At 40.8% G+C, this 24,596-nt stretch carries 19 protein-coding genes and 2 tRNA genes; 2 read left to right on the forward strand and 19 right to left on the reverse strand.

Going from position 1 to position 24,596, the window contains the following annotated elements:
* Window positions 1-142: 142 nt before the first annotated feature.
* The 8 genes from Q0X59_RS02170 to Q0X59_RS02205 all read right to left on the reverse strand — a co-directional run bounded on the left by Q0X59_RS02170 (window position 143) and on the right by Q0X59_RS02205 (window position 10,504).
* Window positions 143-1,477 (reverse strand): C1 family peptidase, encoded by a 1,335-nt coding sequence (locus Q0X59_RS02170; RefSeq protein WP_296157139.1) that lies wholly within the window; start codon window positions 1,475-1,477, stop codon window positions 143-145.
* Window positions 1,478-1,654: 177 nt separating this feature from the next.
* The gene (locus Q0X59_RS02175; protein WP_297642854.1) at window positions 1,655-3,154 is read right to left on the reverse strand and encodes a cell division protein; all 1,500 of its coding nucleotides are present in this window, start codon (window positions 3,152-3,154) and stop codon (window positions 1,655-1,657) included.
* Window positions 3,155-3,315: 161 nt separating this feature from the next.
* The gene (locus Q0X59_RS02180; RefSeq protein WP_296157143.1) at window positions 3,316-3,987 is read right to left on the reverse strand and encodes a pyroglutamyl-peptidase I; all 672 of its coding nucleotides are present in this window, start codon (window positions 3,985-3,987) and stop codon (window positions 3,316-3,318) included.
* 12 nt (window positions 3,988-3,999) lie between these two features.
* Window positions 4,000-4,965, reverse strand: a complete 966-nt coding sequence (locus Q0X59_RS02185; RefSeq protein WP_296157145.1) for a polyphenol oxidase family protein — start codon at window positions 4,963-4,965, stop codon at window positions 4,000-4,002.
* Window positions 4,966-4,979: 14 nt separating this feature from the next.
* Entirely contained in the window at window positions 4,980-5,843 is an 864-nt protein-coding gene (locus Q0X59_RS02190) for an aldo/keto reductase (RefSeq protein ID WP_297642856.1), read from the reverse strand.
* A gap of 177 nt (window positions 5,844-6,020) precedes the next feature.
* Complete coding sequence (locus Q0X59_RS02195; protein WP_103043449.1) at window positions 6,021-8,849, reverse strand: polyribonucleotide nucleotidyltransferase; 2,829 nt, start codon at window positions 8,847-8,849, stop codon at window positions 6,021-6,023.
* A gap of 379 nt (window positions 8,850-9,228) precedes the next feature.
* Window positions 9,229-9,498, reverse strand: coding sequence for a 30S ribosomal protein S15 (rpsO, locus tag Q0X59_RS02200; protein WP_004109774.1), 270 nt, complete (start codon window positions 9,496-9,498; stop codon window positions 9,229-9,231).
* Window positions 9,499-9,835: 337 nt separating this feature from the next.
* Entirely contained in the window at window positions 9,836-10,504 is a 669-nt protein-coding gene (locus Q0X59_RS02205) for a teichoic acid transporter (RefSeq protein WP_075523319.1), read from the reverse strand.
* A gap of 281 nt (window positions 10,505-10,785) precedes the next feature.
* Here Q0X59_RS02205 and Q0X59_RS02210 point away from each other — a divergent pair, with 281 nt between their 5' ends.
* On the forward strand, window positions 10,786-11,466 hold the full coding sequence (locus tag Q0X59_RS02210; protein WP_297642860.1) for a VTT domain-containing protein: 681 nt from the start codon (window positions 10,786-10,788) through the stop codon (window positions 11,464-11,466).
* A gap of 93 nt (window positions 11,467-11,559) precedes the next feature.
* Window positions 11,560-11,632: transfer RNA gene (locus Q0X59_RS02215), tRNA-Ala, on the forward strand.
* Window positions 11,633-11,917: 285 nt separating this feature from the next.
* Here the strand turns inward: Q0X59_RS02215 and rplA are convergent.
* From rplA to Q0X59_RS02270, 11 genes are all read right to left on the reverse strand, one after another.
* Window positions 11,918-12,613, reverse strand: coding sequence for a 50S ribosomal protein L1 (rplA, locus tag Q0X59_RS02220; RefSeq protein WP_075523803.1), 696 nt, complete (start codon window positions 12,611-12,613; stop codon window positions 11,918-11,920).
* A 15-nt stretch (window positions 12,614-12,628) separates the two neighbouring features.
* On the reverse strand, window positions 12,629-13,060 hold the full coding sequence (gene rplK, locus Q0X59_RS02225) for a 50S ribosomal protein L11 (RefSeq protein ID WP_004118588.1): 432 nt from the start codon (window positions 13,058-13,060) through the stop codon (window positions 12,629-12,631).
* A 537-nt stretch (window positions 13,061-13,597) separates the two neighbouring features.
* Entirely contained in the window at window positions 13,598-14,449 is an 852-nt protein-coding gene (gene nusG, locus Q0X59_RS02230) for a transcription termination/antitermination protein NusG (RefSeq protein WP_075523805.1), read from the reverse strand.
* A 24-nt stretch (window positions 14,450-14,473) separates the two neighbouring features.
* Complete coding sequence (gene secE, locus Q0X59_RS02235; protein ID WP_075523806.1) at window positions 14,474-14,701, reverse strand: preprotein translocase subunit SecE; 228 nt, start codon at window positions 14,699-14,701, stop codon at window positions 14,474-14,476.
* 37 nt (window positions 14,702-14,738) lie between these two features.
* Window positions 14,739-14,814: transfer RNA gene (locus Q0X59_RS02240), tRNA-Trp, on the reverse strand.
* Between the two features lie 139 nt (window positions 14,815-14,953).
* The gene (locus Q0X59_RS02245) at window positions 14,954-16,168 is read right to left on the reverse strand and encodes a pyridoxal phosphate-dependent aminotransferase (protein ID WP_297642864.1); all 1,215 of its coding nucleotides are present in this window, start codon (window positions 16,166-16,168) and stop codon (window positions 14,954-14,956) included.
* 161 nt (window positions 16,169-16,329) lie between these two features.
* A complete protein-coding gene (proB, locus tag Q0X59_RS02250) occupies window positions 16,330-17,481 on the reverse strand; it encodes a glutamate 5-kinase (RefSeq protein WP_075523808.1) in 1,152 nt (383 codons plus the stop codon).
* Between the two features lie 53 nt (window positions 17,482-17,534).
* Window positions 17,535-19,199 (reverse strand): GTPase ObgE, encoded by a 1,665-nt coding sequence (obgE, locus tag Q0X59_RS02255; protein ID WP_297642866.1) that lies wholly within the window; start codon window positions 19,197-19,199, stop codon window positions 17,535-17,537.
* A gap of 169 nt (window positions 19,200-19,368) precedes the next feature.
* On the reverse strand, window positions 19,369-19,620 hold the full coding sequence (gene rpmA, locus Q0X59_RS02260; RefSeq protein ID WP_075523810.1) for a 50S ribosomal protein L27: 252 nt from the start codon (window positions 19,618-19,620) through the stop codon (window positions 19,369-19,371).
* A gap of 33 nt (window positions 19,621-19,653) precedes the next feature.
* Complete coding sequence (rplU, locus tag Q0X59_RS02265; protein ID WP_075523811.1) at window positions 19,654-19,962, reverse strand: 50S ribosomal protein L21; 309 nt, start codon at window positions 19,960-19,962, stop codon at window positions 19,654-19,656.
* A gap of 227 nt (window positions 19,963-20,189) precedes the next feature.
* Window positions 20,190-24,350 carry an Rne/Rng family ribonuclease gene (locus Q0X59_RS02270; RefSeq protein WP_297642868.1) on the reverse strand — a complete coding sequence of 1,387 codons (4,161 nt, stop codon included), beginning with the start codon at window positions 24,348-24,350 and terminating at the stop codon, window positions 20,190-20,192.
* Window positions 24,351-24,596: the final 246 nt, after the last annotated feature.

Genomic DNA, 24,596 nt, shown 5'->3' on the forward strand with positions numbered 1-24,596 from the left:
TGCGTTGTAAGTCCACCGACTTAATGTGGTCGGCACGCGTTTTAAGAACGCGTACCGCCGCGCTCACGCGAAAAGCACACCGTGCTTTTCACAATAGTGAGCGCGGCGCATTAGGTTAGCTTGAAATCCTAATGATTTCAAGCTATGCTAATGCGCCCATTGGATCCCATGCCGGTAAAACAATTGCTGGCTCTTGAAGTGCTTTGCGATATTCTTCCGGCAAAAGCGCCTTAGGCACTGCAACTTCATACACATACTCACTAAACCAATCATCGCTCATAGTGAAGTAACCCTTATCCGCAATATCCGCTCCCCAAGAATTCTCAACACGCCAACGGCGAGTAGTTGTTCCATCATCAGCAACATCAACGCCAGCAAAAGCCATAGCATGATTCATAGCAGAATCAGCAAAACGCACGCGATCTTCCTTATTCAAATCAAAATCAACGCCATAAACACGATCATATTCAAATAAGTCAGTAGCCCAAGCACCATTAACGCGATCCATCATAGGATGGCAATCCGCACCAAACCAAACAGGAATACCCTGCTCAACAAGAATCTTCCTCACACAATCTTTCATAAATTGATTTGGAACATTCAAATACTCTGTAGCATCCCCACCAGCAACATTACCCAAGTGCTCAATAGCAATCTTCTTACCCTTAGGATGTTCTGCACGAGGATCGTCTACTAAGCACACATAATCCTCTAAACCAGCAGTAACATATTTCTTCCAAAACTCAACAGGAGTAATCTCGCCATCTCTATGGAAGTTTCCGTCCTCATCAGTCCACTCCCAGTCAAAACTCTTTGGTGGCTGCCCTAAATGAATAGTCAAAATCCTATGACCTGCTGCAACAGTATTTGAAATAATGTCATCAATATCAGCAGAATTTGCATACATATGCGCAACTGCAGTATGTAACAACTTACGCAACTGAGTATTCATAGCATCAGTATCTTTAGAAGACTCAGTTTCTGGATACAAATCTTTAGGAACAGCGCCATACTTCTTATAGACGTTCATAGCCATAGTCCACTGACCGCCATCGCCCATAACATCGTGAAGCAAATGTTGCAACAAACGAGAATCATTTGGCTCGCCAGCACGCACAAGAGCAGCAACATCATTAAGGAAATAATTTACTCTTTCAAGCTTGTCATAATACATAGCGTAATTCTGAGAAAACTCAAAATCTTTAACTTTCAACGATTTCTTAGCAACAAAACGCGCAACATTCAAAGAACTAAACAACCAGCAACGACCAGAATGATCCTGATGCCTTGCATCTGCATTATCTACAATTGTTGAAAAACGGCGCTGCAAAAGACGAGATCTATCATAATTTAACGCAACTTTATCAATACCAGCAGCAGTAACACTGTTCATTGCCAAGCGATTCAAAGGATTATTATCAAAATCCTCACGCAAATCCTGTAACATCTCACTAGTTAAAGAAGTAAGAGCAACCAATTTCTAACCTTTCTAATTATCTAATTATCTAATTTTCTAACTATTTAATTATCTAAATTGTTTAATTGTTTAATTGTTTTCTTAAAAACACAAGTAAGCGCTAGCATAAAACAACATCAACCATATAAAGCTAATATCAACTAGCACTATAATAATCAGCCAGAGCAAAGAGCAAACTTACTCTCGCGAATCTTCTGATTCAGATGATTCAGCTGATTCAGCAAGAGCAGCCTGAACCTCACGCTGAGCATCACGCCGAACTTCACGCTGAGCATCAGAGTCCACTTCAGCTTTCACACCAGAATTATGCACATCAGCTGAACCTTCTACAGAATCAGCCAAAGAATTACCTGCAGACTCATCTAAACTTTCAAAACTATCATTCAAATTCGTAGACTCATCATCAGAATTTTGCTGCTTTGAATCTCCAAAATCAAAACCTGCAAAAGCGTTAGTAAATAGCGAGCGCAATTCTGTAACACGCTGCGTAATAGTAGCTTCACGATGCTGCAATTGATTCAATCTAGCAGTCATGCCATCTAGCTCCTGCTGAGCAGCACCCCTACGCTCTTCAACTTGTTCAGTTGCTTCTTTCATAGCTTTTCTAACTATTTGTGCAGCTTGCTCATCTGCAGACTTATGAGTTTGAGCAGCATAATCATCTGCATCTTGATGAATAGATTTTGCACGAGCAATTAACGCATCAGCTTCTTCTTGTGCAGCTCTCTGCCGATCTTTCAAACCTAAAAGTAAAGCATCCACCTTTTTAGTTGCCTCATCTTGCTGTTGAGCAATATCAGCGCGAATCTGCTCAACTTCTGCACTAACTTGACTCATAGTCTTAGTTCGCTCTACTTGAGCAGCATCAGCAATTTCTTGTGCTTTAGCGCTAGCAGCATCAGTAATTTCACCAGCTTTACGCTGAGCTTCAGCCATCATTTTTGAAGCACGCTCTCGCATATCAGCTAACTTTTTATTTGCTTCAGAAAGAGCAGTTTCAATTTGATCATTAGTTTCAGCTTTAGCGTGCGCAATCTCTTCATTTGCAGCTGAACGCTGTTGAGCTATTGCCTTAGCAGCCTCTGCTTTCATTTCAGCAATATTTCGCTCCTGCTGAGATAATTCAGAAGCCATCTTCTTATTATGTTCTTCTCGAGCATTATTTAATTCCAAAGTTGTTGAATCGCGTTGAGCGTCAACATCCCTTTGAGCAGAAGAACGAAGTCTTTCAGAATCCTCTTTAGCAGCGTTCAACATCTGTTCAGATTTTTTAGTCGCATTTGAAAGTAAAGTATCTGCTTTAGTTTGCGATTCCTGCAACAAATGCTCAGCATCTAATTTTGCATTATTTAATAAAGTTCCAGCTTGAGCACGAGCATTCTTTTTAATAGATGCAGCATCCTGTTTAGCACGCTCTAATAATTGAGCACTTGTTTGTTCTGCAGAAGCCAATAATTGCTGAGCATTAGCACCTAGAGAAGCAAAAGTACTACCATTTTTTGCACGCTTAACATTATTCTTTTCTTCTTGCAATTGTGCTTGAAGTTGCAAAATAGATTCATCACTAGAACGTACTTGTTCTCGCAAACGTGCTACCGTGCGCTCATAGTTTGCGATAGCTTTATTTACTTCTTCTTTGTCGTATCCGCGTAAAGCAACGGAAAATCGATCCACCATGGCATTCCTTTCACAAACCAACATAGCGCAACATGCTAAGCTGCGCACGCATATATCAGCACTAACGCTATCACTTACTAGCACAAAAGACTCGGGCGTGTCGCGCACTACGTATTTTAGAAAAATATCTTTTATTCTTCTCTGTACACATCTTCAATAAACTACTCAAGCAGCATGTTTAAAGACGAAGGTTTCAAATAATATTTCACAGCTTCACTTACAATATCTTGGCCAGCTTTAATTTGCAATTGCAAAGGTAAACCATGACGAGCATCATGAGATGCAACAACAGGAGGAAAACTAACGAATCCAGCTAACAATTTCCTATCGTAATTATTAGTAGACCAGTTTAATAATCTGTAGAAAAGTGAATTACATACGTAAGTCCCAGCATCAGAACTTAAAGTAGATGCAATACCCTCACGAGCAAAATCATTCAAAATCATGCGCAATGGCAAACGAGTCCAATAAGCAGCTGGACCGTTATCAACAATAGACATACGCTGAGGACGGCGATTATCAACATCAGGCATTTTTGTATCCATCATATTCGTTGCGCAACGCTCTAATTGCACTCCACGAGCAGAATGTTTTACACCTGTCGAAATCACAATATTCGCATTCTCTTTCTCGATTGTTTCTAATAATTCAGGCCAAGAATTAGCAAAACTTATTGGAAGCATCACAGACGTTACTTTTATATTCACATCACTTGAAATAGAAAATTGATCACTTTCCATTTTTGATAGCGCACTCGGGACTTCAAAAGAAGGATTTATTTCAAGATCCGCATAAGGCCCAAATCCAGAAATCACTATGTTTATTTGTTGCATAATTTTAGCCTTCTACTTGTCTTTGATTATAAGCGCAAGCAATCTTCCTTCGTGAGATTTGCCAGAAACAACTGCACGGCGATGAGAATACCAAAGCGGATTTTCAAAAGTGCAAAGAGGATTATCAAGAGTCTTCAATCTTTCTTCCAAAGAAGATCCTTCACAATCAGAATCACAAATTTCTTTTAATTCAACATCTTCAGATAAATATTTTGTTGCAGCGTCAACTCTAGGCAAAGAATCAACAATATTAGAAACACCAGCAAGAGCTAAATCTATACGTGCAGCTTCAGCAATATCAATACCAACTCCACCAAATCTAGTGCGTGAAACTGTTTGCGGATATCTACGCTCAAAATCGCGAGCAATATCATTGCCAACTTCATAACAATTTGCACAAATGCAAGGGCCTAAAACTGCTGTTATGCGCGCGCGATCAGCACCCTTTTTGCACATAGCATCAATAGTAGCCTCAAGCACACCAGCCATAAGACCTTTTCTTCCACAATGAGCTGCAGCAATCACACCAGCATAATCATCTGCAAGCAAAACAGGCAAACAATCTGCTGCAAACATACCTAAAGCTAGAGAACTTAAAGTAGAAACTTGTGCATCTGCATCAATTTTTAATTTTAAATCCGCAAAACCTGTAGCATCAAACCCATAATTCGTGTTAAACGAATTTATTATATTATCAGAATCAAAAACTTCTTTCCCATGAACTTGACTAACCAAACACAAGTCAGCTTGCAAAGTCCTGCGTAACGCAAAACGATTACTAAAAATAGCTTCAGGATTATCTCCGCCACGACCACCAAGATTTAATGACGCAAAATCACCTTCAGAAACACCACCCAATCGCGTTGTAAAAACAGCACGAGTGCGCTCACCTAAAACAATCGGAATAGTTACAGGAATTGGTATACCTTCATCGTCAACTTGAGCAATAGGCATACCAGTTACACTAGTTTCTTGCATTTTTCTGCTTTCTTTTAAGATAAATAAGCTAATTCTTCATCGCTTAATTGCAATTGCGAGGCTTTCAAACTATCCAAAATCGTTGCAGGACGATGCGCTCCAGGTATCACGAACACATGATTTCCTTTTGCAAGCTCCCATGCCAAAACAACCTGCTGATAACTTACTTTGTGAGCTTCACCAACTTTACGGAAAGGATCAAAAAGATGATCGTCATATGGGTGACGAAATCCTCCTAAAGGACTCCAACAAACGAAAGCAATACCGAGTTTTTCGCAATATTTCAAAGTATCTTCATTTTCTAGATGAACTGGAGAATATTGATTTTGAACTGCAACAAGCTTTTTGCCAAGAATGCTGCGAGCAATATCAATTTGCTCAACAGACGCATTTGATATACCTATTTCTTTAGCAACTCCTTCATCTAAAAGCTGCTTCATAGCTTCAATTGACTCATTGTATGGAACACACGGATCTGGCCTATGAAAATAAAGTAAATCAATTGTATCTACGCCAAGAGCCATAGCAGATTCTTTAGCTCGAAGTATTAAATGTTCAGGATTACCATCTTTACCCCACGTTGGACGTCCTTCAGTGAAATTACGAAAATGTCCAACTTTCGTTGCAACTAAAATAGAAGATTTATCACCATTCCACGTGCTTAAAGCTTCGCGCACAAGTTTTTCACCAGTTTGCTCTTCTCCTCCTGAACAATAGTATGCCCATGCAGTATCAATATGCGTACAACCTGCATCAAGAGCAGCATGAATAGTTTCAATGCCCATATTGTGACCAAGATTATTTTCAATCGTAAGAGGCATCTCACCAAAACCAATAGCTGTTGTATTAAAAGAGCCTATTGCGCGATTCATAAGCATATCTGCACCCCATGTTTATAAATGATAAGTATTAGTTGTAATAATAATTGTAAGTAATAACTATTCGCGAAATAACAAATGCCTCCAAGCGTAAAAAGCTTGAAGGCATTTCATAACTTTAGATTTTAAAATCTAAAATTTTATAAGTTTTATGAGATTAGTCTTCGTTAAATGAGATTAGTCTTCATCAAACGGATCAAAATCGCGGCGCACTCTACGGCGCGGACGCTCAGTGCGATTCTCGCGAGATGAACGATATTCATCATAATGATTATCGTCAGCAGCATAGCGAGGATTGCGTTCTGGTGATCTACGATCCATTGAAACACGGCGATTCGTGCGATCAGAGCGATTTGCATAACGCGAATCACGATCTTCTTCGCGGTTATCACGACGATTGTCGCGATTATCACGATTATCTCTAGAATCACGGCTATCGCGCGCATCTCTAGAATCTAAATCATCATGATCCTCGCGAGGCGCGCGGCGGCGCGGACGATCCTCAAAATCGCTCTCATCATATCTACTATCGCGGCGACTATCTCGCGCATCTCTAGAATCACGATCATCATATCTACTATCACGATCGCTATAACGATTCTCACGATTTTCGCGATTCTCACGATCATCTAAATCCTCGCGAGATACTCGACGGCGCGGACGATCCTCGCGATCCTCACGATCCTCACGCGAAGCACGAGAACGAGTAGCGCGATAATCTCCACGAGAATCACCACGATTTTCGCGATCATCTCTAGATGAACGCCCACGATTCTCACGAGGAGAAGGCGCAGAAGTTTCTTGATCCTCATAGCCTGGGATAGCCAAGGAAATCTTGCCGCGCTCATCTACGCTCTGCACTATAACCTCAACGTTATCGCCTTCTTTAAGCACATCTTCAACAGTGTCGATTCGAGAACCATTTGCCAAATTGCGAACTTGAGAAATATGCAATAATCCATCAGTTCCAGGAGTTAAATTAACAAACGCACCAAAACTTGTAGTTTTAACAACTTTACCTGTAAAGGTTTCACCAGCTTTTGGAATACGAGGGTTTGCAATAGAATCAATGATTTCTTTAGCTTTAGCAGCAGCTTCACCGCCTTCAGAAGAAATATAGACAGTACCATCATCTTCAATTGCAATCTCAGCGCCAGTTTCTTCCTGAATCTGGTTAATCATCTTACCCTTAGGGCCAATTACTTCGCCAATCTTATCAACAGGAATTGTTGTTGTAATAATACGAGGAGCAAATGGACTCATTTCTGCTGGGCAATCAATGCACTCGTTAATAACTTCAAGAATAGTTGCACGAGCTTCATGAGCTTGCTGTAAAGCAGAAGCCAAAATATCAGCTGGAATACCATCAAGCTTGGTATCAAGTTGCAAAGCAGTAATAAATTCAGAAGTACCAGCTACCTTGAAATCCATATCGCCAAAAGCATCTTCTGCACCCAAAATATCTGTTAATGTTTTGAAAATATGCTTTCCATCAACATCTCCAGAAACTAAGCCCATAGCAATACCTGCAACTGGAGCTTTCAAAGGAACTCCTGCAGCTAGTAAGGAAAGCGTGGAAGCGCAAACAGAACCCATAGACGTTGAACCATTAGATCCAATAGCCTCAGAAACCTGACGAATAGCGTATGGGAACTCATCACGAGTTGGAAGAACTGGAACTAAAGCCTTTTCTGCTAACGCACCATGACCAATTTCACGGCGCTTTGGAGAACCAACGCGACCAGTTTCACCAGTGGAATATGGAGGCATTTCATAATTATGCATGTATCGCTTGGTTTGTGGGCCAGAAAGCGCATCAACCTGCTGCTCCATCTTCAACATGTTCAAAGTAGTTACACCCAAAATCTGAGTTTCACCACGTTGGAATAATGCAGAACCATGAACGCGAGGTACGATATCAACTTCAGCACTAAGAGTACGAATATCACGTAAGCCGCGACCGTCAATACGATAATCTTGAGTTAAGATACGGCGGCGAACAATTTGACGTTGCAATTCCTTGAACGCATTGCCAAGTTCTTTTTCTTTCTCAGCATCATCCATATCAGTGAACTCTTCAGCAAGAGTTGTGCGAACGCCTTCCTTGATTTGCTCAATGCGCTCTTGACGAGGCAATTTTTCAGCAATAGAAAGAGCTTCGTCCAAATCTTTATGAGCAATCTCATCAATGCGAGAATAAAGCTCATCAGTATACTCTGGGAAAAGCTGGAATTCCTTAGTTTCCTTAGATGCAATACGCTTCAACTCATTTTGAGCATCGCAAATTACTTTAATAAAAGGCTTAGCAGCTTCCAAACCACCAGCAACAACTTCCTCATCAGGCTTAGTTTGACCTTCATCGTAAATCAAAGTCCAAGCGTTCTTACCGGCACCTGCTTCAATCATTGCAATAGCTACATCGCCATTTTCAATCACTCGACCTGCAACAACAATCTCGAAAACAGCACGCTCACGCTCACTCCAACGTGGGAACGCAACCCACTGACCGTCAATCAGCGCCAAACGAACACCAGAAACTGGACCTTCAAATGGCAAACCAGAAATCATAGTAGATGCAGATGCAGCATTCAATGCAATTACATCGTATGCATCGTCAGGATTTATTGCCAAAATTGTTTCAACAACCTGAACTTCATTACGTAGAGTATGTGGGAATAATGGACGCAATGGGCGATCTATAATCCTGCATGCCAAAGTTGCTTCATTTGAAGGACGTCCTTCACGGCGGAAGAAAGATCCTGGAATTTTGCCAGCAGCATACATCTTTTCTTCCACATCAACAGTTAGAGGGAAGAAATCATAGTTTTCTTTTGGACTAGATCCTGCAGTCGTCGTAGACAAAATCATGGAATCATCATCCAAATATGCCGCCACAGCTCCATCAGCTTGCTGTGCAAGGCGACCAGTTTCAAAGCGTAACGTACGCTTACCAAATGAACCATTATCAATAACGGCTTCTACAGCCTTAATTTCGGGACCCTCCACGGGTTCCTCCTTTTCTTTAACTTACCTAACCAACCAACATGCGTAGTAACATTGGCGACTTCGTATTGTTGCTATCTGTACAAATTTCACAATGCTTGAATATTATGCGCCAATATTTCGTAGTGTTTTTTGTTTCGGTTACTTCAATCATCCGTATTCAATTATGTTTTAAATCTTCAGTTATAAATCTTAAATATCCCCAAAATCACGAGTAATCACAAGTCATCGCGAATTATCACAAGTTATTTCATCTTATTCATCTTAACGAATTCACAAATTTTATCTTAACAAATCAAAAATCTTAACAAACGGAACAATACTAAACAAATCACAGAAATCAAATAAAAGACCCAGGCATAATAACACCTGGGTCACAAGACTATCGACGTAATCCGAGTCGCTCAATCAAAGAACGATAGCGATTGATGTCAACGCGCTTCAAGTAATCAAGAAGACGACGACGATCACCAACCATAAGCAACAAACCACGACGAGAATGATGATCGTGCTTGTGCTCTTTCAAGTGCTCAGTGAGGTCAGCAATACGCTTGCTAAGCAAAGCAACCTGCACCTCTGGGGAACCCGTGTCACCCTCGTGCGTCGCGTATTCATTGATGATATTCTTCTTATCTTCAGCCGTTAATGCCACGGCGTCCTCCTTATAATCACTGCGCGGTGCTACAACCTTTGCTGTAGCGCTTGTGAATCCGCGGGCGTTACACGCCAAATCTCTATATTACAGACACGCTAGAACAAAAGTGCAATGCAACATATAGAAAATATATATAAAATCTCATAAATTTACTACCTAGATAAAATGAACTAAAACGAACTAAAACTATAAGTAATAAAGATAAGAGAAAAAGTAATAAAGCTAAACAAGCTACACAACACACGCATACGAAAGAATTACAAGAATCATACAATACAAATAAATTTACGAAAATACGATAAACACAAAACTTACGTATATGTAAGAATAAAACTTACATAGCAGTCATAAAACCGCCAAAAATTACTATTATTATTGCAATAACTTCAATAGCAAAGAACAGAATAAACGATGCCCAGCTGCGAGTAAATACATTCAATTTTGATTTTTTAGGAACAACTACAAGCAAGCCTACAAATAATATAGCAAACACAGCAACAGACAAACCTGCAGAAATAATTCCTAAATTAGCAGCATTAGCTAGTGAAGCTGCAGATCCATAGACAACATGAGTTGAATACCAAAAACTTAAACGCAATAAACACAATCCAGCAATAAACTGTTCAAGTGCCAAAAATACAATCAGAGCGCATCTCCAAATCCATTGTTTTGGCTCAATAACAGCCATAGCTATGCAAGTAAATAAAGATACAGTTATAATCCACGAAATAAACAAAACTCCAATAGGAGAAAGAAAAGATGTATGATTTATAACCCAAGTTGTACTTTGAGCAGCGAGAGTTCGTCCAGCCCAATACGGAAAAATAATTGCAATAAGCAAAACAATTGCATACGACACAAAACTAACAGGATTCGCATTTTTGCGAGAAATATCCGCCATAGAAAGTTCGTCATCTGATTTTGACAAATCCACTGAACTGGAAATAGTATAATTTTCAGAATCAGACTTAGATTTTTCATCACTATTCACATCGGATTTCATGCTTCGCAAAACTCCTTTTGCATTTCCAACCCAAACTTACAAATATTTTACTTACATGTTTCGTTTTATTTTAATCATTTTATTTAACTAAACTCAAGATGTCGTTAAAATTAAACAACAACACATAACTAAAACAGCACCACATAACTAAAACAACTTGAAAAACTAAAACAACTAAAACAGCTAAAACAACAAGTTGAAGCATTGCAATATAATTAGTAATCCGAGTTTATTGACAATGCAACGTTTATTCACCCGTTGCAGCCAACGACAGGATTTTTATGGGATTTATTCACTTTATTATCAACTTACTAAAAGATCCGCGCTCAGCAATAGCTGGATGGATTGCTATGGGCATAGCTCCAGCATTAGGATTGATATTCTTAGTTATTTTTATAGAAACAGGCGTTGTATTTTTCCCATTCTTACCAGGCGATTCGCTATTATTTGCATCCGGATTCTTCGCCGCTCCAGACGCGCAAACCGGTCACAGTGCACTACCTTTGCCATTATTGCTTGCTGTTGTATGGCTTGCTCCAATTATTGGCGATCAATGCAATTATTTAATTGGTCACTTCTTCGGCAAAAAAATCATTGAATCAGGAATAGTTAAGGCTCTTACTCCTGAAAGAATTGCAAAAACAGAAAAAATGATAGATAAGTGGGGACCTGCAGCAGTATTTTTAGGACGATTTTTCCCATTTATTCGTACGTTCATGCCTTTTATTTCCGGAATTTCTGGGATGAAGTGGACTCGTTTTACTCCATTTTCAGTCATAGGAGGCATAACATGGTCTTCACTATTTACATTATTAGGATATTTCTTCGGGAATATACCATTTGTTCAAAATAATTTTGAACTAGTAATCGTTGCAATCTTGTTAATGTCACTTATACCAACATTCATTGGATTATATAAAGCGCATGCAGCACGCAAAGCAAAGAAAAATCAAGAAAGTTAAAGCCAAAAACAACACTCCAATTCCACAAATCTGCTATAAATATTGTGCTTAAACTTACTTTGTAGTAGACTTGTCGAGTTGTCGTAAGACTTTGGGGCTATAGCTCAGTTGGTAGAGCGCTTCGTTCGCATCGAAGAGGTCGTGGTTTCGATTACCATTAGCTCCACGAAGCCCACTGCATTCATTCCACCGCAGTGGGCTTTTTGTTTTATATTTTGGTATATAGCAATACATTTTATTAGATTTTGGAAATAGACAAAAATAAGGGTTATTTCGGGTTATTTCCCAAAATAGCTCCAAAAATATCTACAGAATAACACCAAAATATCCCAGATTTTATTAGATTTTGGAAAATAAAATGCGCATTGATCTCCCTAACGTACTTATTAAAGTACATATGAAAATCAATGCGCATAAAAGCTTTATAAGTCTTAAAACCTAAGCTTTAAAATCAGGCAGCAATACTTGCAATGTCGACTGGAACACCAGGAGCCATTGTAGATGTGATTGTAACCTTAGTGATATAACGACCCTTGATGGTGCTTGGCTTCAAACGACGAACTTCATCAGCAACAACCTTGAAGTTTTCTTCAAGAGCCTTAGCATCAAACGAACGCTTACCAAAGAGGAACGAAAGATTGCCTTGGCGATCAACGCGGAACTCAATCTTTCCACCCTTAATATCTGCAACAGCCTTTGCAACATCCATAGTCACAGTACCAGTCTTAGGATTTGGCATTAAGCTACGAGGACCGAGAACACGACCCAAGCGGCCAACCTTACCCATCATGTCTGGAGTTGCAACAACAGCATCGAAATCAAGGAAGCCTGCGGCAACCTTTTCGATAAGCTCGTCATCACCAACGATATCTGCACCAGCTTCTTGAGCTTCAGTAGCCTTTGGACCACGAGCAAATACTAAGACCTTAGCAGTCTTACCAGTGCCGTTTGGTAAGTTTACAACACCACGAACCAACTGATCTGCTTTACGAGGATCAACGTTAAGACGCATAACAGCCTCAACGGATTCATCGAAAGCACGAGATGGCATGCTCTTTAACAAAGCAATAGCCTCAGCTGGAGTATAAAGATTATTACGGTCGATTTTCTCAGCCGCTTCACGATACTTCTTAGAACGCTTCACCATTTTCTCCACTCACTTTCAGTCGGTAACGGTAATACCCATCGAGCGAGCAGTGCCCGCGATAATCTTCATGCCAGCCTCAACGTCACGAGCTGAGAGATCAGGCATCTTGATTTCGGCGATTTCGCGCACCTGAGCCTTGGTCACAGAACCAACCTTGTGAGTCAAAGGATTCTCAGTGCCCTTCTGAATGCCAGCAGCCTTAAGCAATAAAGCAGCAGCTGGAGGAGTCTTCAGAATAAATGTGAAGGAACGATCTTCGTAAACAGTGATTTCAACTGGAACGATTTGACCCATCTTGTCCTTCGTTTGGTCATTATAGGCCTTGCAGAAGTCCATGATGTTCACGCCGTGAGAGCCTAAAGCAGGACCCAGTGGCGGCGCAGGATTTGCCTTACCAGCTTGAATCTCAAGCTTAATAAGAGCAGAAACTTTCTTTTTAGGAGCCATAATATGGTTCTTCTTTCTTCTAGCGGTTCAAACGGCACCTTAACACTATTTAAGCAGTTTTAAGGTATCCTCCCGCAACTTATATTGCTGTGCTGTGCTAGCGGATTACTCCTCCAGACACAAGCTTCACTATTATGCCACATCTTCGCGACACGCTGCATTACGACAGCTGCATTACTACAGCTACAACTATTTTTGCTCAACCAACAAAAGTTGGAAGTCTACTTCCAAGTTTAGTGCAAAATGGCAAAAGTTGGAAGTCTACTTCCAAGTTGGACACAAACTTAAGAAAGTTGCTATGCTTAATGATTTAGCAACAACATATTTTCGCATACATACTTATAGTGAAGCTGTATCTTAGTATTTACAACATACGCCATAGCGCAGTAAATAAACAAAACTGAGGTACGAATAACGCAGCACTTCAATCAAATAAACAAAACCGGAGTGCAAATTAACGCACCCCGGTTTGTGTTATAAAAACTTAATGCTATAGGCTCGAGATTTTTACTTAAGCTTTTGACTTAAGCTTTTGACTCAAACAATCGGCTCGACTTGATGGAAACCAAGTTCCACAGGAGTATCACGTCCAAAGATTGAAACCAAAACAGTAAGCTTTTGTGTAGTAGGCTCTACTTCTGAAACAACAGCAGCCATAGTTGCGAATGGTCCTTCAGTTACTGTTACTTGATCTCCAACCTTATAAGCAACTTCAAGAGTACGCTTACGAGCTGCAGCAGGCTTATCTCCAGCATTCTTCAAAGCTTCAGAAGCAATCATAGGAGCCATCATTGCAACTACCTCTTTGCGAGTAAGGCAAGCAGGATCTTTAGATGGACCAACAAATCCAGTAACACCTTCAGTTTCACGCACAATACGGCGAGCGTTCTCATCAGGCCACATACGAATTAACACATATCCAGGCACACGAACGCGAGTAATAACTTTCTTGCCCTTATCTGTATGCTTTTCAACTTCTTCCATAGGAACTTCAATCTGGAAAATTTTATCTTCCAAACCAAAATTCTGTACACGCGATTCAACATTAGCTTTTACGCGCTTTTCGTAACCTGAATACGTGTGAAGAACGTACCATTTACCTTCCAAAGTGCGCAAGGACTTGGAAAATTCTGCAACAGCACGAGCGCCAGCATCTGTAGGATCTTCAACATCTTCTACACTATGAGCATATTCTACAGACTCTTCCTCAGACTCTGTTGCTTCAGACTCTGAAGTAGCAGCATCTGAATCAACATGCTCAACAGGTGCATCTTCCTTAGAAGTATCACTTGTTGGAGTATCAACAACGCTTTGAGTATTAACATCACCTGCATCAGCTGCAGATTCATCAACGTCGTTAGAAGTTTCGAGATTTAACTCGTCAGTCATATTTGCACACCCTCAAAATCTAAATCAGCCGAATAGCCACATAACAGACTTGCCTAACCAGAAGTCCATGCATGTAACAAATAGCATTAAGAAAATCACAAAAACAAACACTGAAATTGACCAAGCAAACAACTCTTTACCGTGTGGCGCTACAACTTTGCGCGTTTCGTCAATAGTTTGCTTGACGAACATGCCAATGCGCATGAACAAATTTGGCTTAACTGTCTTGTTATCACCGTTTGCTTGAGCCATGCTGAATCCTTCGTTTGTAACTGATAATAATGAAAAGTGGCAGGGACGGCGGGACTCGAACCCACAACCTACGGTTTTGGAGACCGTTGCGCTACCAATTGCGCCACATCCCTAGGGGAACTCGCCTTATCATACACTAAAACATACGACTTGGCAAAACCACCAAATAGTTATGTTAGCGTAGGGGCACGATTTCGCGCAATTCCAACAGTATTAAGACATTTAGCAGAGTGTCGCTTAAATAAATATAAACTACTCTTCTATCCATTGCTTCATACGGTGCATGCCTTCAGCTAACTGCTCATCAGATAACGCACAAGAAAATCGCAAATACCCAGAAGCTCCAAATGCTTCACCTGGAACGGCAGCTACATGTGCTTCATCAAGAAGCATTTGAGCAAGGTTCGAAGAGGTGTGTGGAACTTCGTGATTTTTACCCAACTTACGTTCAAGCAATGATTCAACATTTGCAAAAGCATAAAAAGCTCCATGCGGAAGTGGGCATGTTACACCATCAATATTGTTTAATGCTTCAACAATAGCTTTTCTGCGATTGCTAAAAGATTCGCGCATAGTTGAAACTACGTCTAAAGATCCACCTACTGCTGCAATAGCAGCGCGTTGTGAAATATTAGAAACATTGGAAGTCATGTGACTTTGTAATTTCACAGCGCAAGCAGCAACATCTAGAGGAGCAACCATCCAACCTACTCGCCACCCTGGCATTGCGTAAGTTTTAGCAACACCATTCAAAATCAATAATTGTTCACGGATTTCTGGAACTTCAACGCCAATATAAGACGTTTTTACGCCATCATAATGTAAATGTTCATAAATTTCGTCAGATAAAACCCAAATATGATTTTTAAGCGCCCACTTTCCAATCGCGCGAATAGTTTCAGCACTCCAAATAGCGCCAGTAGGATTTGAAGGAGATGTAACAATAATAGCTTTAGTGCGAGGTGTGCGAGCTGCTTCAAGCGCATCAATATCTGGCTCAAAACCTCTATCTGCTCCAGACATCACAGCTACTGGAACTCCTCCTGCAAGCTTAACTGCTTCAGGATAACTAGTCCAATATGGAGAAGGAATAATAACTTCATCGCCATCATTAAGAAGAATTTGGCAAGCTTCATAAACAGCTTGCTTACCTCCATTAGTGACAACAATTTGATCTGGAGAAACATCGTATCCAGAATCTCGCTTTACTTTTTTAGCAATCGCTTCACGTAATTCAAGTAGACCTGCAGTAGCAGTATAACGATAATTTCTAGGATCTCTACACGCGTTTGCAGCAGCCTCAACAATGTAAGAAGGAGTAGGAAAATCTGGCTCACCTGCTCCAAAACTTACAACATCAATACCTGCAGCCTTCATTGCTTTTGCTTTACCATCTACTGCTAACGTTGCGCTAGGAGCTACTTTATTTATTCGATCGCTTAATATGCGCCAATTTTCTTCTACCATAGTTTACAGTGTAACCGTAAGGCGCGAAACGATAGAAGATAAACGATAAAAGATAAATAATAAGCGATAAGCGATAAGCGATAAGCGATAAGCGAAAAGCTAATAAGCAAAAAGCAATACTAAAAACTATTTAATACTAAAAACTGGCGATTAGCTCACGATTATACAAGAACTAGATTGTCGCGATGCACTACAGGATGAGCATATTGACGTCCAAGCGAAGACGTCAACTCATCAGTGGTTAGTCCAATAATATCTGGCATTTCTTCTGAATCAAACGCAACTAATCCTTTGGCTAAATGATTACCTTGCTCATCGTCAATCCAAACAGGATCTGTTGCTGAAAATTCACCACGCACTCCAACAATACCGGCAGCTAAAAGACTTGCTCGTCCGCCTCTTAATGCTTTAGCAGCTCCAGAATCAACTATTAAAGTCCCATTAGGATTAGAAGCAAATCCGATCCACAATCTACGAGTAGACGAACGCGAATGAATTGGAGCAAAAGCAGTACCAACGCAATCACCTGATAATGCAGGACCAGCGTCACACGCACGCGTAAGAATAGTCGGAATTCCCGAAACAGCCGCTATATGAGCAGCTTCAAGCTTTGTAATCATCCCGCCAGTTCCAACACCTGAAACACTTGAACCAACTTTTACTTTTTCAAGCGCGTGATTAACATCTTGCACAAAACTTATACGCTTAGCACTAGGCTCACTTGGAGGAGCAGTATATAAAGCATCTACATCAGTTAGTAAAACTAGAGCATCCGCTCTAACAATATTTGCAACTAAAGATGCTAGCCTATCATTATCTCCAAAACGAATCTCATTACTTGAAAGAGCATCGTTCTCGTTGACAATAGGTACGATTCCAAGCTCTAGTAAACGCAACATAGTCCTTTGAGCATTACGATATCTAGACGGCGAAATCGTAACGTCTGCAGTAAGTAACATCTGCCCTACACGAATACCGAATTGAGAAAAAGCAGACTCATATTGAGCCATCAACAAACCTTGTCCAACAGAAGCTGTTGCCTGCTGAGTCGGCACATCCTTAGGACGTTCGCTAAAACCAAGCAAACCAAATCCTGCTGCAATCGCTCCAGAAGATACTAGCACTACTCTAGCACCCATCATCTGAGTATGACTGATTGCGCAAACGAGATTGCGCAAACGAGATACATCTAGATGACCGGTTTCATCCGTAAGAGAACTGGAACCAACTTTCACTACAATAGTTCTAGCTTCACGAATTGAACGCCGAACCCCTTCTTCGGTAAGCCCAATGTCGGAATTGTTACTAACCATAATAATTACCCCTTATATTATGCTATTGAACAAATTATCATGCCAAACGCTGCCTAATCTTCACCCCTGCCAAATAAACTGTTCTCATCGTGTTTATCATCGTCAACAGATGGATCTGCCCAATGCCCGGACTTGCGCTCAGCCATCATAGCGTTTCGAACTGCAGTCTTAGCGTCCATCATGTTGTGATAATCACGCCTACGCTCAGCATTTGTGCGTCTAGCTCCTCGAGGATCGTTAGCTTCAAGTCGCAAATCTTTTCCGCGAGCGCCCAAATTAGCTCCATCAAGCCCTTCTGCGCCAGCAGCAATACTTGGATCCCAATCAAAACTAACAGATCGCGCTCCACGACCTATGCGAATCTCATCTCCAGGACGAGCGCCAATCTTACGCAATTCATCTTCAACACCAAGTTTTGCTAAACGATCTGCCAGATATCCAACAGCTTCATCGTTATCAAAATTAGTTTGCACAACCCAACGCTCTGGTTTTGTGCCTGTAACACTAAACCAGAAATTGCCATGATTGTCTTCCTCGCGCTCAATAGAAAAATCAGCATTAGTTCCTCGACCATCATCACGACGCCTGCGTAATGCAGGTTCCATAAGAGGCTGAATCAGAACTCTTTCTTCTTCACGCTCTGCTTGCTCATTAGCAAGCTTTTCACGCGTTTGAGCAACTAATTTTCCAAGCGCAAATCCTAATTCTTTCAAACCTTCATGCGATGCAGTTGAAATCTCGAATACTTGCAAACCCATTGACTCAAATTCACTACGAACAAATTCAGCTAATTCTTTAGCTTCAGGAACATCAATCTTATTCAAAACTATGATTCGAACACGATCAGGTATAGGTATAGCTCCAAGGGGCAGATCGAGCTTATCAGAATATTTAGAAAGCTCATGTTCTAAAGCATGATAATCTGAAATTGGATCGCGATCAGGCTCTAAAGTAGCACAATCTATTACATGCGCAATTATTTCTGTTCGCTCAATATGACGCAAGAATTCAAGACCTAATCCCTTACCTTCGCAAGCACCTGGAATTAAACCTGGAACGTCCGCAATCGTATATCTGTAATTTCCAAAACTTACAACACCAAGATTTGGAACTAAAGTAGTAAACGGATAATCTGCAATTTTTGGCTTAGCTGCACTAATTGAAGCAACTAAACTTGATTTTCCAGCAGAAGGGAATCCAACTAAAGCAACATCAGCAATTGACTTTAATTCTAAAATTAAATCGCGCTCTTCGCCTGGCTCTCCAAGAAGAGCAAATCCTGGAGCTCTACGAGTTTTATTAGCAAGAGCAGCATTACCAAGGCCGCCAGCACCACCTGCAGCAGCCACAAATCGCTCTCCTGCCTTATTAAGATCTGCTAAAACTTCACCAGTACGCTTAGGTCCAGCGCTAGAACGCACAGCAAATACAACAGTCCCAACCGGAACAGGTAATATCAAATCTGCTCCTTGAGAACCATCTTTTGTGTCCCCTAATCCCATAGTGCCATTTTCTGCATTTCGATGAGGCATAAAACGGTAATCAAGTAGACTATTAGCATTACGATCTGCAACAAAAATAACAGATCCTCCATTGCCGCCGTTGCCACCGTTAGGACCAGCTAGTGGCTTATATTTTTCACGGCGTACACCTGCAGAGCCATTGCCGCCATCGCCGCCTTTAACATGCACAGTCACACGATCTACAAAGTCACTCATACTCGCTACCTTACTCGATGCTTAACACTTAAAATCTTCACTGTTTTATTAACAAGACAACTACTTACACAAACAACAAAACAAGAAAGTAAAAAGCCGCACCGAACTGGGTGCGGCTTAAACATTTTATGTCGACTTATTGTCGAATCTGCTTAGGCTTGAATATTACTCAGGCAGTTACTACGTCAACAACCTTACGATCGCGACGAACACCAAACTTCACATTGCCGTCCGCCAAAGCGTAAAGCGTGTGATCCTTGCCCAAAGCAACGTTCTGACCTGCGTGGAACTTAGTGCCGCGCTGACGAACGATAATATTGCCAGCCACAACAGCTTCACCGCCGAACTTCTTAACGCCAAGATATTGCGCCTGCGAATCGCGACCGTTGCGCGAGCTAGACGCACCCTTCTTATGTGCCATCTTGCTGTCCTTTCAGGTTTATAACACCGTCAATCAGGCAATGGCCGTGATCTTGACGAGAGTCAACTTCTGACGATGACCCTTACGGCGAGCCACGCCAGTCTTATTCTTATATTTCATAATGCTGATCTTCGGACCTTTGGCTTCGTCATTAATGACTTCTGCCTTAACCGAAATCTTTGCAAGATCCTTTGAGCTAAGAGTTACCTTAGCACCGTCAACAACGAGCGCGACCGGGAATTCCACGGTATCGCCCTTCTTTGCATCGAGACGGTTGACGAGGATGGCATCTCCAACCTCAACCTTCTCCTGATGGCCACCGGCCTTCACAATCGCGTACATAATCTGTTCCTTGCTATCTGGAAAGCTTACTATTGCCCAGCACACAGCATTAAGCCTGCGGCCAGACACCGACTATCAAAAATACACCAACCTATGTACTAACGTCAAGCAGGTGTTTTTATAAGTCGAATTAGACAATATTCACTATTGTACTCATGGCATATACTTTATCTATTTAATTTTAAGTATTTGCAAAAATACAAATAAGAATATTACATAATTAACTTCTAGTCTGTAGAATCAGTAGAATCTGTTGAATCAGTGGAATCTGTTGAATCAGTAAAATCAGTAGAGTCTGAATATTCTACAGTTTCATTAGACTCAAGATTTTCATTAGACTCCACAGAATCTGAAGATTCTATATAATTTGAATTGTCTAACGCATGCTCTGAAGACTCAGTAGAATCTGCAGACTCAATTTCATGAGTTTCCGATCCGTTATCTAATTCCGTTCCACTTTCAACTTCAGATTTATCTTCTATTTCAATCACAGGTTCAACTTCAGATTTATCTTCAACTTCAGTTACAGGTTCAACTTCAGATTCACCCTCAACTTCATTGACCGATTCACCTTCAGAATAATCTAAATTCTCAATAGAAACATTTTCATCCTCAACAGAATCCTGAGAAATAACAGAATCAGAAGAAACAACAGAATCCGAATCACTCATTCCACTAGAGTCAGCAGACATACTCGCAGCAGCTGCAGCAATACGCGCAAGCTTAGCTCTAACATCTGCACTAGAACCTTTAGGCTTAACTACTGCAGACGAGGTCTCAGTAACAGTGCCATGACCATATTTATTCGTCTTAATAAAAGGATCTCCGCCTTTAAGCGCATAAGGATCAGCATATTCCGAAGAAACTGTTGGCTCATCATGTAATATGAATCCACGACCTTTACAAGTCGGACATTCCTCCGAGAAAGCTTCAACCAATCCCTGTCCCACACGCTTACGAGTCATTTGGACAAGACCAAGAGAAGTAACTTCAGCAACTTGATGCTTAGTTCGATCTCGAGCCAAACACTCAACAAGACGGCGCAAAACAAGATCGCGATTAGCTGGCATAACCATATCAACATAATCAATCATGACCATGCCACCAATATCACGCAAACGCAACTGTCGAGCAATTTCTTCAGACGCTTCCAAATTGCAGCGAGTAACTGTTTCTTCCAAAGACTTACCGCGACCAATAAATCTACCGGTATTAACATCAATAGTTGTCATAGCTTCCGTGCGATCTATAACAATAGACCCACCAGATGGCAAATAAACTTGACGCTCCATACCTTTACGTAGCTGACTATCAATCTGCCATTTATCGAAAACATCCTTGCCTTCATGGTCAGCAGGATCCCAATATTCAACCTTGCTTCTCAAATCCGGAGCCATCATCTCCAAATATTCATCAATTCTGTGATAGACACCTTCACCTTCAACAATCAACTTATTGAAATCATCGTTAAAAATATCTCGCACAACACGAATCGCAACATCAGGCTCACCTTGCAATAATTTAGGACGCTTACCATGCAAGAATTCCTCACGCTTTTCACTAATACGCTGCCATTGACGAATCAAAGACTCCAAATCCTTAGAAATCGCTTCCTCACTTGCGCCATCTGCAGCTGTGCGAATAATTACTCCCATATCTTTTGGAGCAATCTTAGACACAATTGAACGCAAACGAGAACGTTCGCGATCTGAAAGCTTACGGCTCACGCCAGTCATACCACCAGAAGGAACTAAGACTAAGAACCTTCCTGCAAGAGTTACTTGCGAAGTTAAACGCGCACCTTTATGACCAATAGGATCTTTAGTAACTTGAACAAGAACAGGATCACCAGACTTGAACGCCAACTCAATTAGTCGAGGCTGACCTTCAAGACGAGTCATATCCCAATTAACTTCGCCGGCATATAATACGCCATTCCTAGATTGGCCAATATCTACGAACGCAGCTTCCATACTCGGAAGTACATTTTGTACACGACCAAGATAAATATTGCCAACAGTAGCAACTTCTTGAATATCAGAAACATAGTGTTCAACAAGAATATTGTCTTCAATAACTGAAATTTGCGTATGACGATCTCGCTCACGCACAACCATCAAACGATCTACATTCTCACGGCGAGCAAGAAAATCCTGCTCCATAAGAAGATTTTGACGACTACGCTCACGACGATTATCACGGCGGCGCTGTCTTTTCGCTTCTAATCGAGTTGAACCTTCAATATCCGTAATCTCATCAATATACTGCTGCTTACGAGAACGGCGAATACTATTCCCAGAATCACCAGAAGATGAAAGCGCATTCGCATCATCAGAAGGTAAATTATCTGATCCATCAGAATTTGAAGAACTAGAGGACGAATCATCTGAAGATCTAGAAGGACGACGTCTACGCCTACGGCGAGTGTAAACAGCCTCTTCATCATCTTGAGCACGCAATTCTTCAGGATCAGGGATTAAATCACGATCCTCTTGAGAAACTTGAACGGCATCGATATCAATATTGTCATTATCTGAATCAATAAAACCGGATTCCGAATCATTTTCACTGTTGCTACTGTTGCTACGATTACCACTATTATTATTGCGATCTAATCTAGAAGGACGACGTCTACGCCTACGGCGAGTGTAAACAGCATCATCGTCACTATTTTCATACGAATCAACATCATCCTGTGAATCTGAATCTTCATCTGAACCAGAATAATCAGAATCATCATTCCTATCAGAATGACGGCGAGAAGAACTCGAGCGCTCAGATTTATTCATCAAATCACTAAGATCGATCGTATCTTCTACTTTAGAATCTATAGGACTATAAACAATATCGTCATATTCTAGATCCTCTTCAATCTGCTCAACTTCAGCAGCAGCTCTTCGCTCAGAAGCATTCAAACGGCGATTCTTACGAGAGCGTTTTACTGGAAGATCAGACTTCTTGGAAGATTCTTTGGAAGATTCCTTGGAAGATTCCTTAGAAGATATATCAAAAGATCCATCTAAAGATAAATCGTCAAAAATAACGCCATCTGAAGATTCATAATCTGAATCAGAATATTTTGAAGACTTACGATTAGCATTGCGGACATACCCGCGATTAGAATCGTCAACAGACTTTCTTCCAAATGAAACTTCATTATCAGCACTGTTATCTGTGCTGTTATAATCGCTGTTATCTATTTGAGAATCGAAACGCCCTCTTCGCCTACGGCGGCGCACAGTACGCTCATCATAAATATCGCGACTATCTAAATCATCTAAATTATCTCTATTTTCTCGACCAGTTTTATTATCACTAAAATCATCGATACTTTTAACTCTAGATTTAGACGCATTCCGCTTAAGGACGCCATAATTTACATCATTGCGCACGTAATACGAGTCTTCAACACTGTCATCATACGCATAATCATCATTTTTACGTCTTCCACGCGAGCGCACGCGAATTGATTGCGTATCATCAATATTGTTATCATCGCGATTATTATCACTGCCGTAGTTAAAGTAATCATCAACAATTTCATCGCTGAAATCATTTGAACGAGAACGAGAAGTATTTTTTACTTCATAGCGATTTCTTGAAGAAGACTTTCCTTTAGATGAACGAACTCGCGAACCTTTTTCACGAGGAGTTTCACGGCTGTCTTCATTAGCATCGGAAGCATTATTTTTATGACGCTTATCAACCTTTTTGCGATGCTTCGTGCCTAAATTATCAGAATCATCACGCTCACTGCGCTCATTATTTCTCTCATCAAGACTTCTTTGAGGTAAAACAGGCTCTCTAAAAAGTAAAGAAGTAACATAGCGCACAGAAGTAGAAGAATCAGAGTCAGTTTCAGAAGCAGACATGGTTTCAGAAGAAGAATCAGTTTCAGACTTCGTTTCAGACTTCGCATCAGACTTCGCATCAGACTTAGAATTCTTATTATCTGATACTTTAATTTCAAAATCAGAATCATCTACAGCACTATTTTCAGCATGCTTATGTTTATTTCTTTCACGCTTAGAAACAGGCTTAGAAACACGCTTAGAAGTGGATTCAACATTCTCTTTAGAATCAGACTTAGAATCAGACTTAGAATCAGACTTAGAATCAGAATCATTTTTGCTAGAAGAAATATCAGAAAGCGATTTATCTACATTATCGCCTTCAACACGCAAAGCCATTGACTTTCCAGCTTCTCCAGCAACTCTAACTACTCTACGGCCAGTACGACGTCTTCTCACTGACGATGAACCATCATTAGTTGACGAAACTACATTTACAACATGTTCAACTGAGCGCTCTGCAGAATTGGATTCTGCATACGCTTTACCATTTTCAGCTTCATTGATATTGAAGCTTTCTTCTGTTATCTCGGGCACAATGCTCCTAACGAAACGCTGCAATCGTTTCGTATTCCTGGCAGAGATGCGGCATACTTACGCCATCATTCTCAAGCTTTCAACAAAGTCTAGTTGCGCAACAGCGGACACCAAGCCTCACCAATACGCATGTGAGGGGATCGACGCCATTTCACGCTCTGGCAGATTGCAGTTCTGCCGGTATCTAGTATGCCATAGCGCACAGTCAAATTAAAATAATGTTCTGTTTCAACCCTTATATTAAAC

Origin of the sequence: uncultured Gardnerella sp., from assembly GCF_947280595.1 — a bacterium.
Taxonomy (GTDB): Bacteria; Actinomycetota; Actinomycetes; order Actinomycetales; family Bifidobacteriaceae; genus Bifidobacterium; species Bifidobacterium vaginale_A.

Coding starts and splice junctions, on each gene's coding strand:
- Q0X59_RS02175 (WP_297642854.1), bottom strand. CDS start 3,154: ATGGTGGATCGATTTTCCGTTGCTTTACGCGGATACGACAAAGAAGAA.
- Q0X59_RS02180 (WP_296157143.1), bottom strand. CDS start 3,987: ATGCAACAAATAAACATAGTGATTTCTGGATTTGGGCCTTATGCGGAT.
- Q0X59_RS02185 (WP_296157145.1), bottom strand. CDS start 4,965: ATGCAAGAAACTAGTGTAACTGGTATGCCTATTGCTCAAGTTGACGAT.
- Q0X59_RS02190 (WP_297642856.1), bottom strand. CDS start 5,843: ATGCTTATGAATCGCGCAATAGGCTCTTTTAATACAACAGCTATTGGT.
- Q0X59_RS02205 (WP_075523319.1), bottom strand. CDS start 10,504: ATGAAATCCGATGTGAATAGTGATGAAAAATCTAAGTCTGATTCTGAA.
- Q0X59_RS02210 (WP_297642860.1), top strand. CDS start 10,786: ATGGGATTTATTCACTTTATTATCAACTTACTAAAAGATCCGCGCTCA.
- rplA (WP_075523803.1), bottom strand. CDS start 12,613: ATGGTGAAGCGTTCTAAGAAGTATCGTGAAGCGGCTGAGAAAATCGAC.
- rplK (WP_004118588.1), bottom strand. CDS start 13,060: ATGGCTCCTAAAAAGAAAGTTTCTGCTCTTATTAAGCTTGAGATTCAA.
- nusG (WP_075523805.1), bottom strand. CDS start 14,449: ATGACTGACGAGTTAAATCTCGAAACTTCTAACGACGTTGATGAATCT.
- secE (WP_075523806.1), bottom strand. CDS start 14,701: ATGGCTCAAGCAAACGGTGATAACAAGACAGTTAAGCCAAATTTGTTC.
- Q0X59_RS02245 (WP_297642864.1), bottom strand. CDS start 16,168: ATGGTAGAAGAAAATTGGCGCATATTAAGCGATCGAATAAATAAAGTA.
- proB (WP_075523808.1), bottom strand. CDS start 17,481: ATGGTTAGTAACAATTCCGACATTGGGCTTACCGAAGAAGGGGTTCGG.
- obgE (WP_297642866.1), bottom strand. CDS start 19,199: ATGAGTGACTTTGTAGATCGTGTGACTGTGCATGTTAAAGGCGGCGAT.
- rpmA (WP_075523810.1), bottom strand. CDS start 19,620: ATGGCACATAAGAAGGGTGCGTCTAGCTCGCGCAACGGTCGCGATTCG.
- rplU (WP_075523811.1), bottom strand. CDS start 19,962: ATGTACGCGATTGTGAAGGCCGGTGGCCATCAGGAGAAGGTTGAGGTT.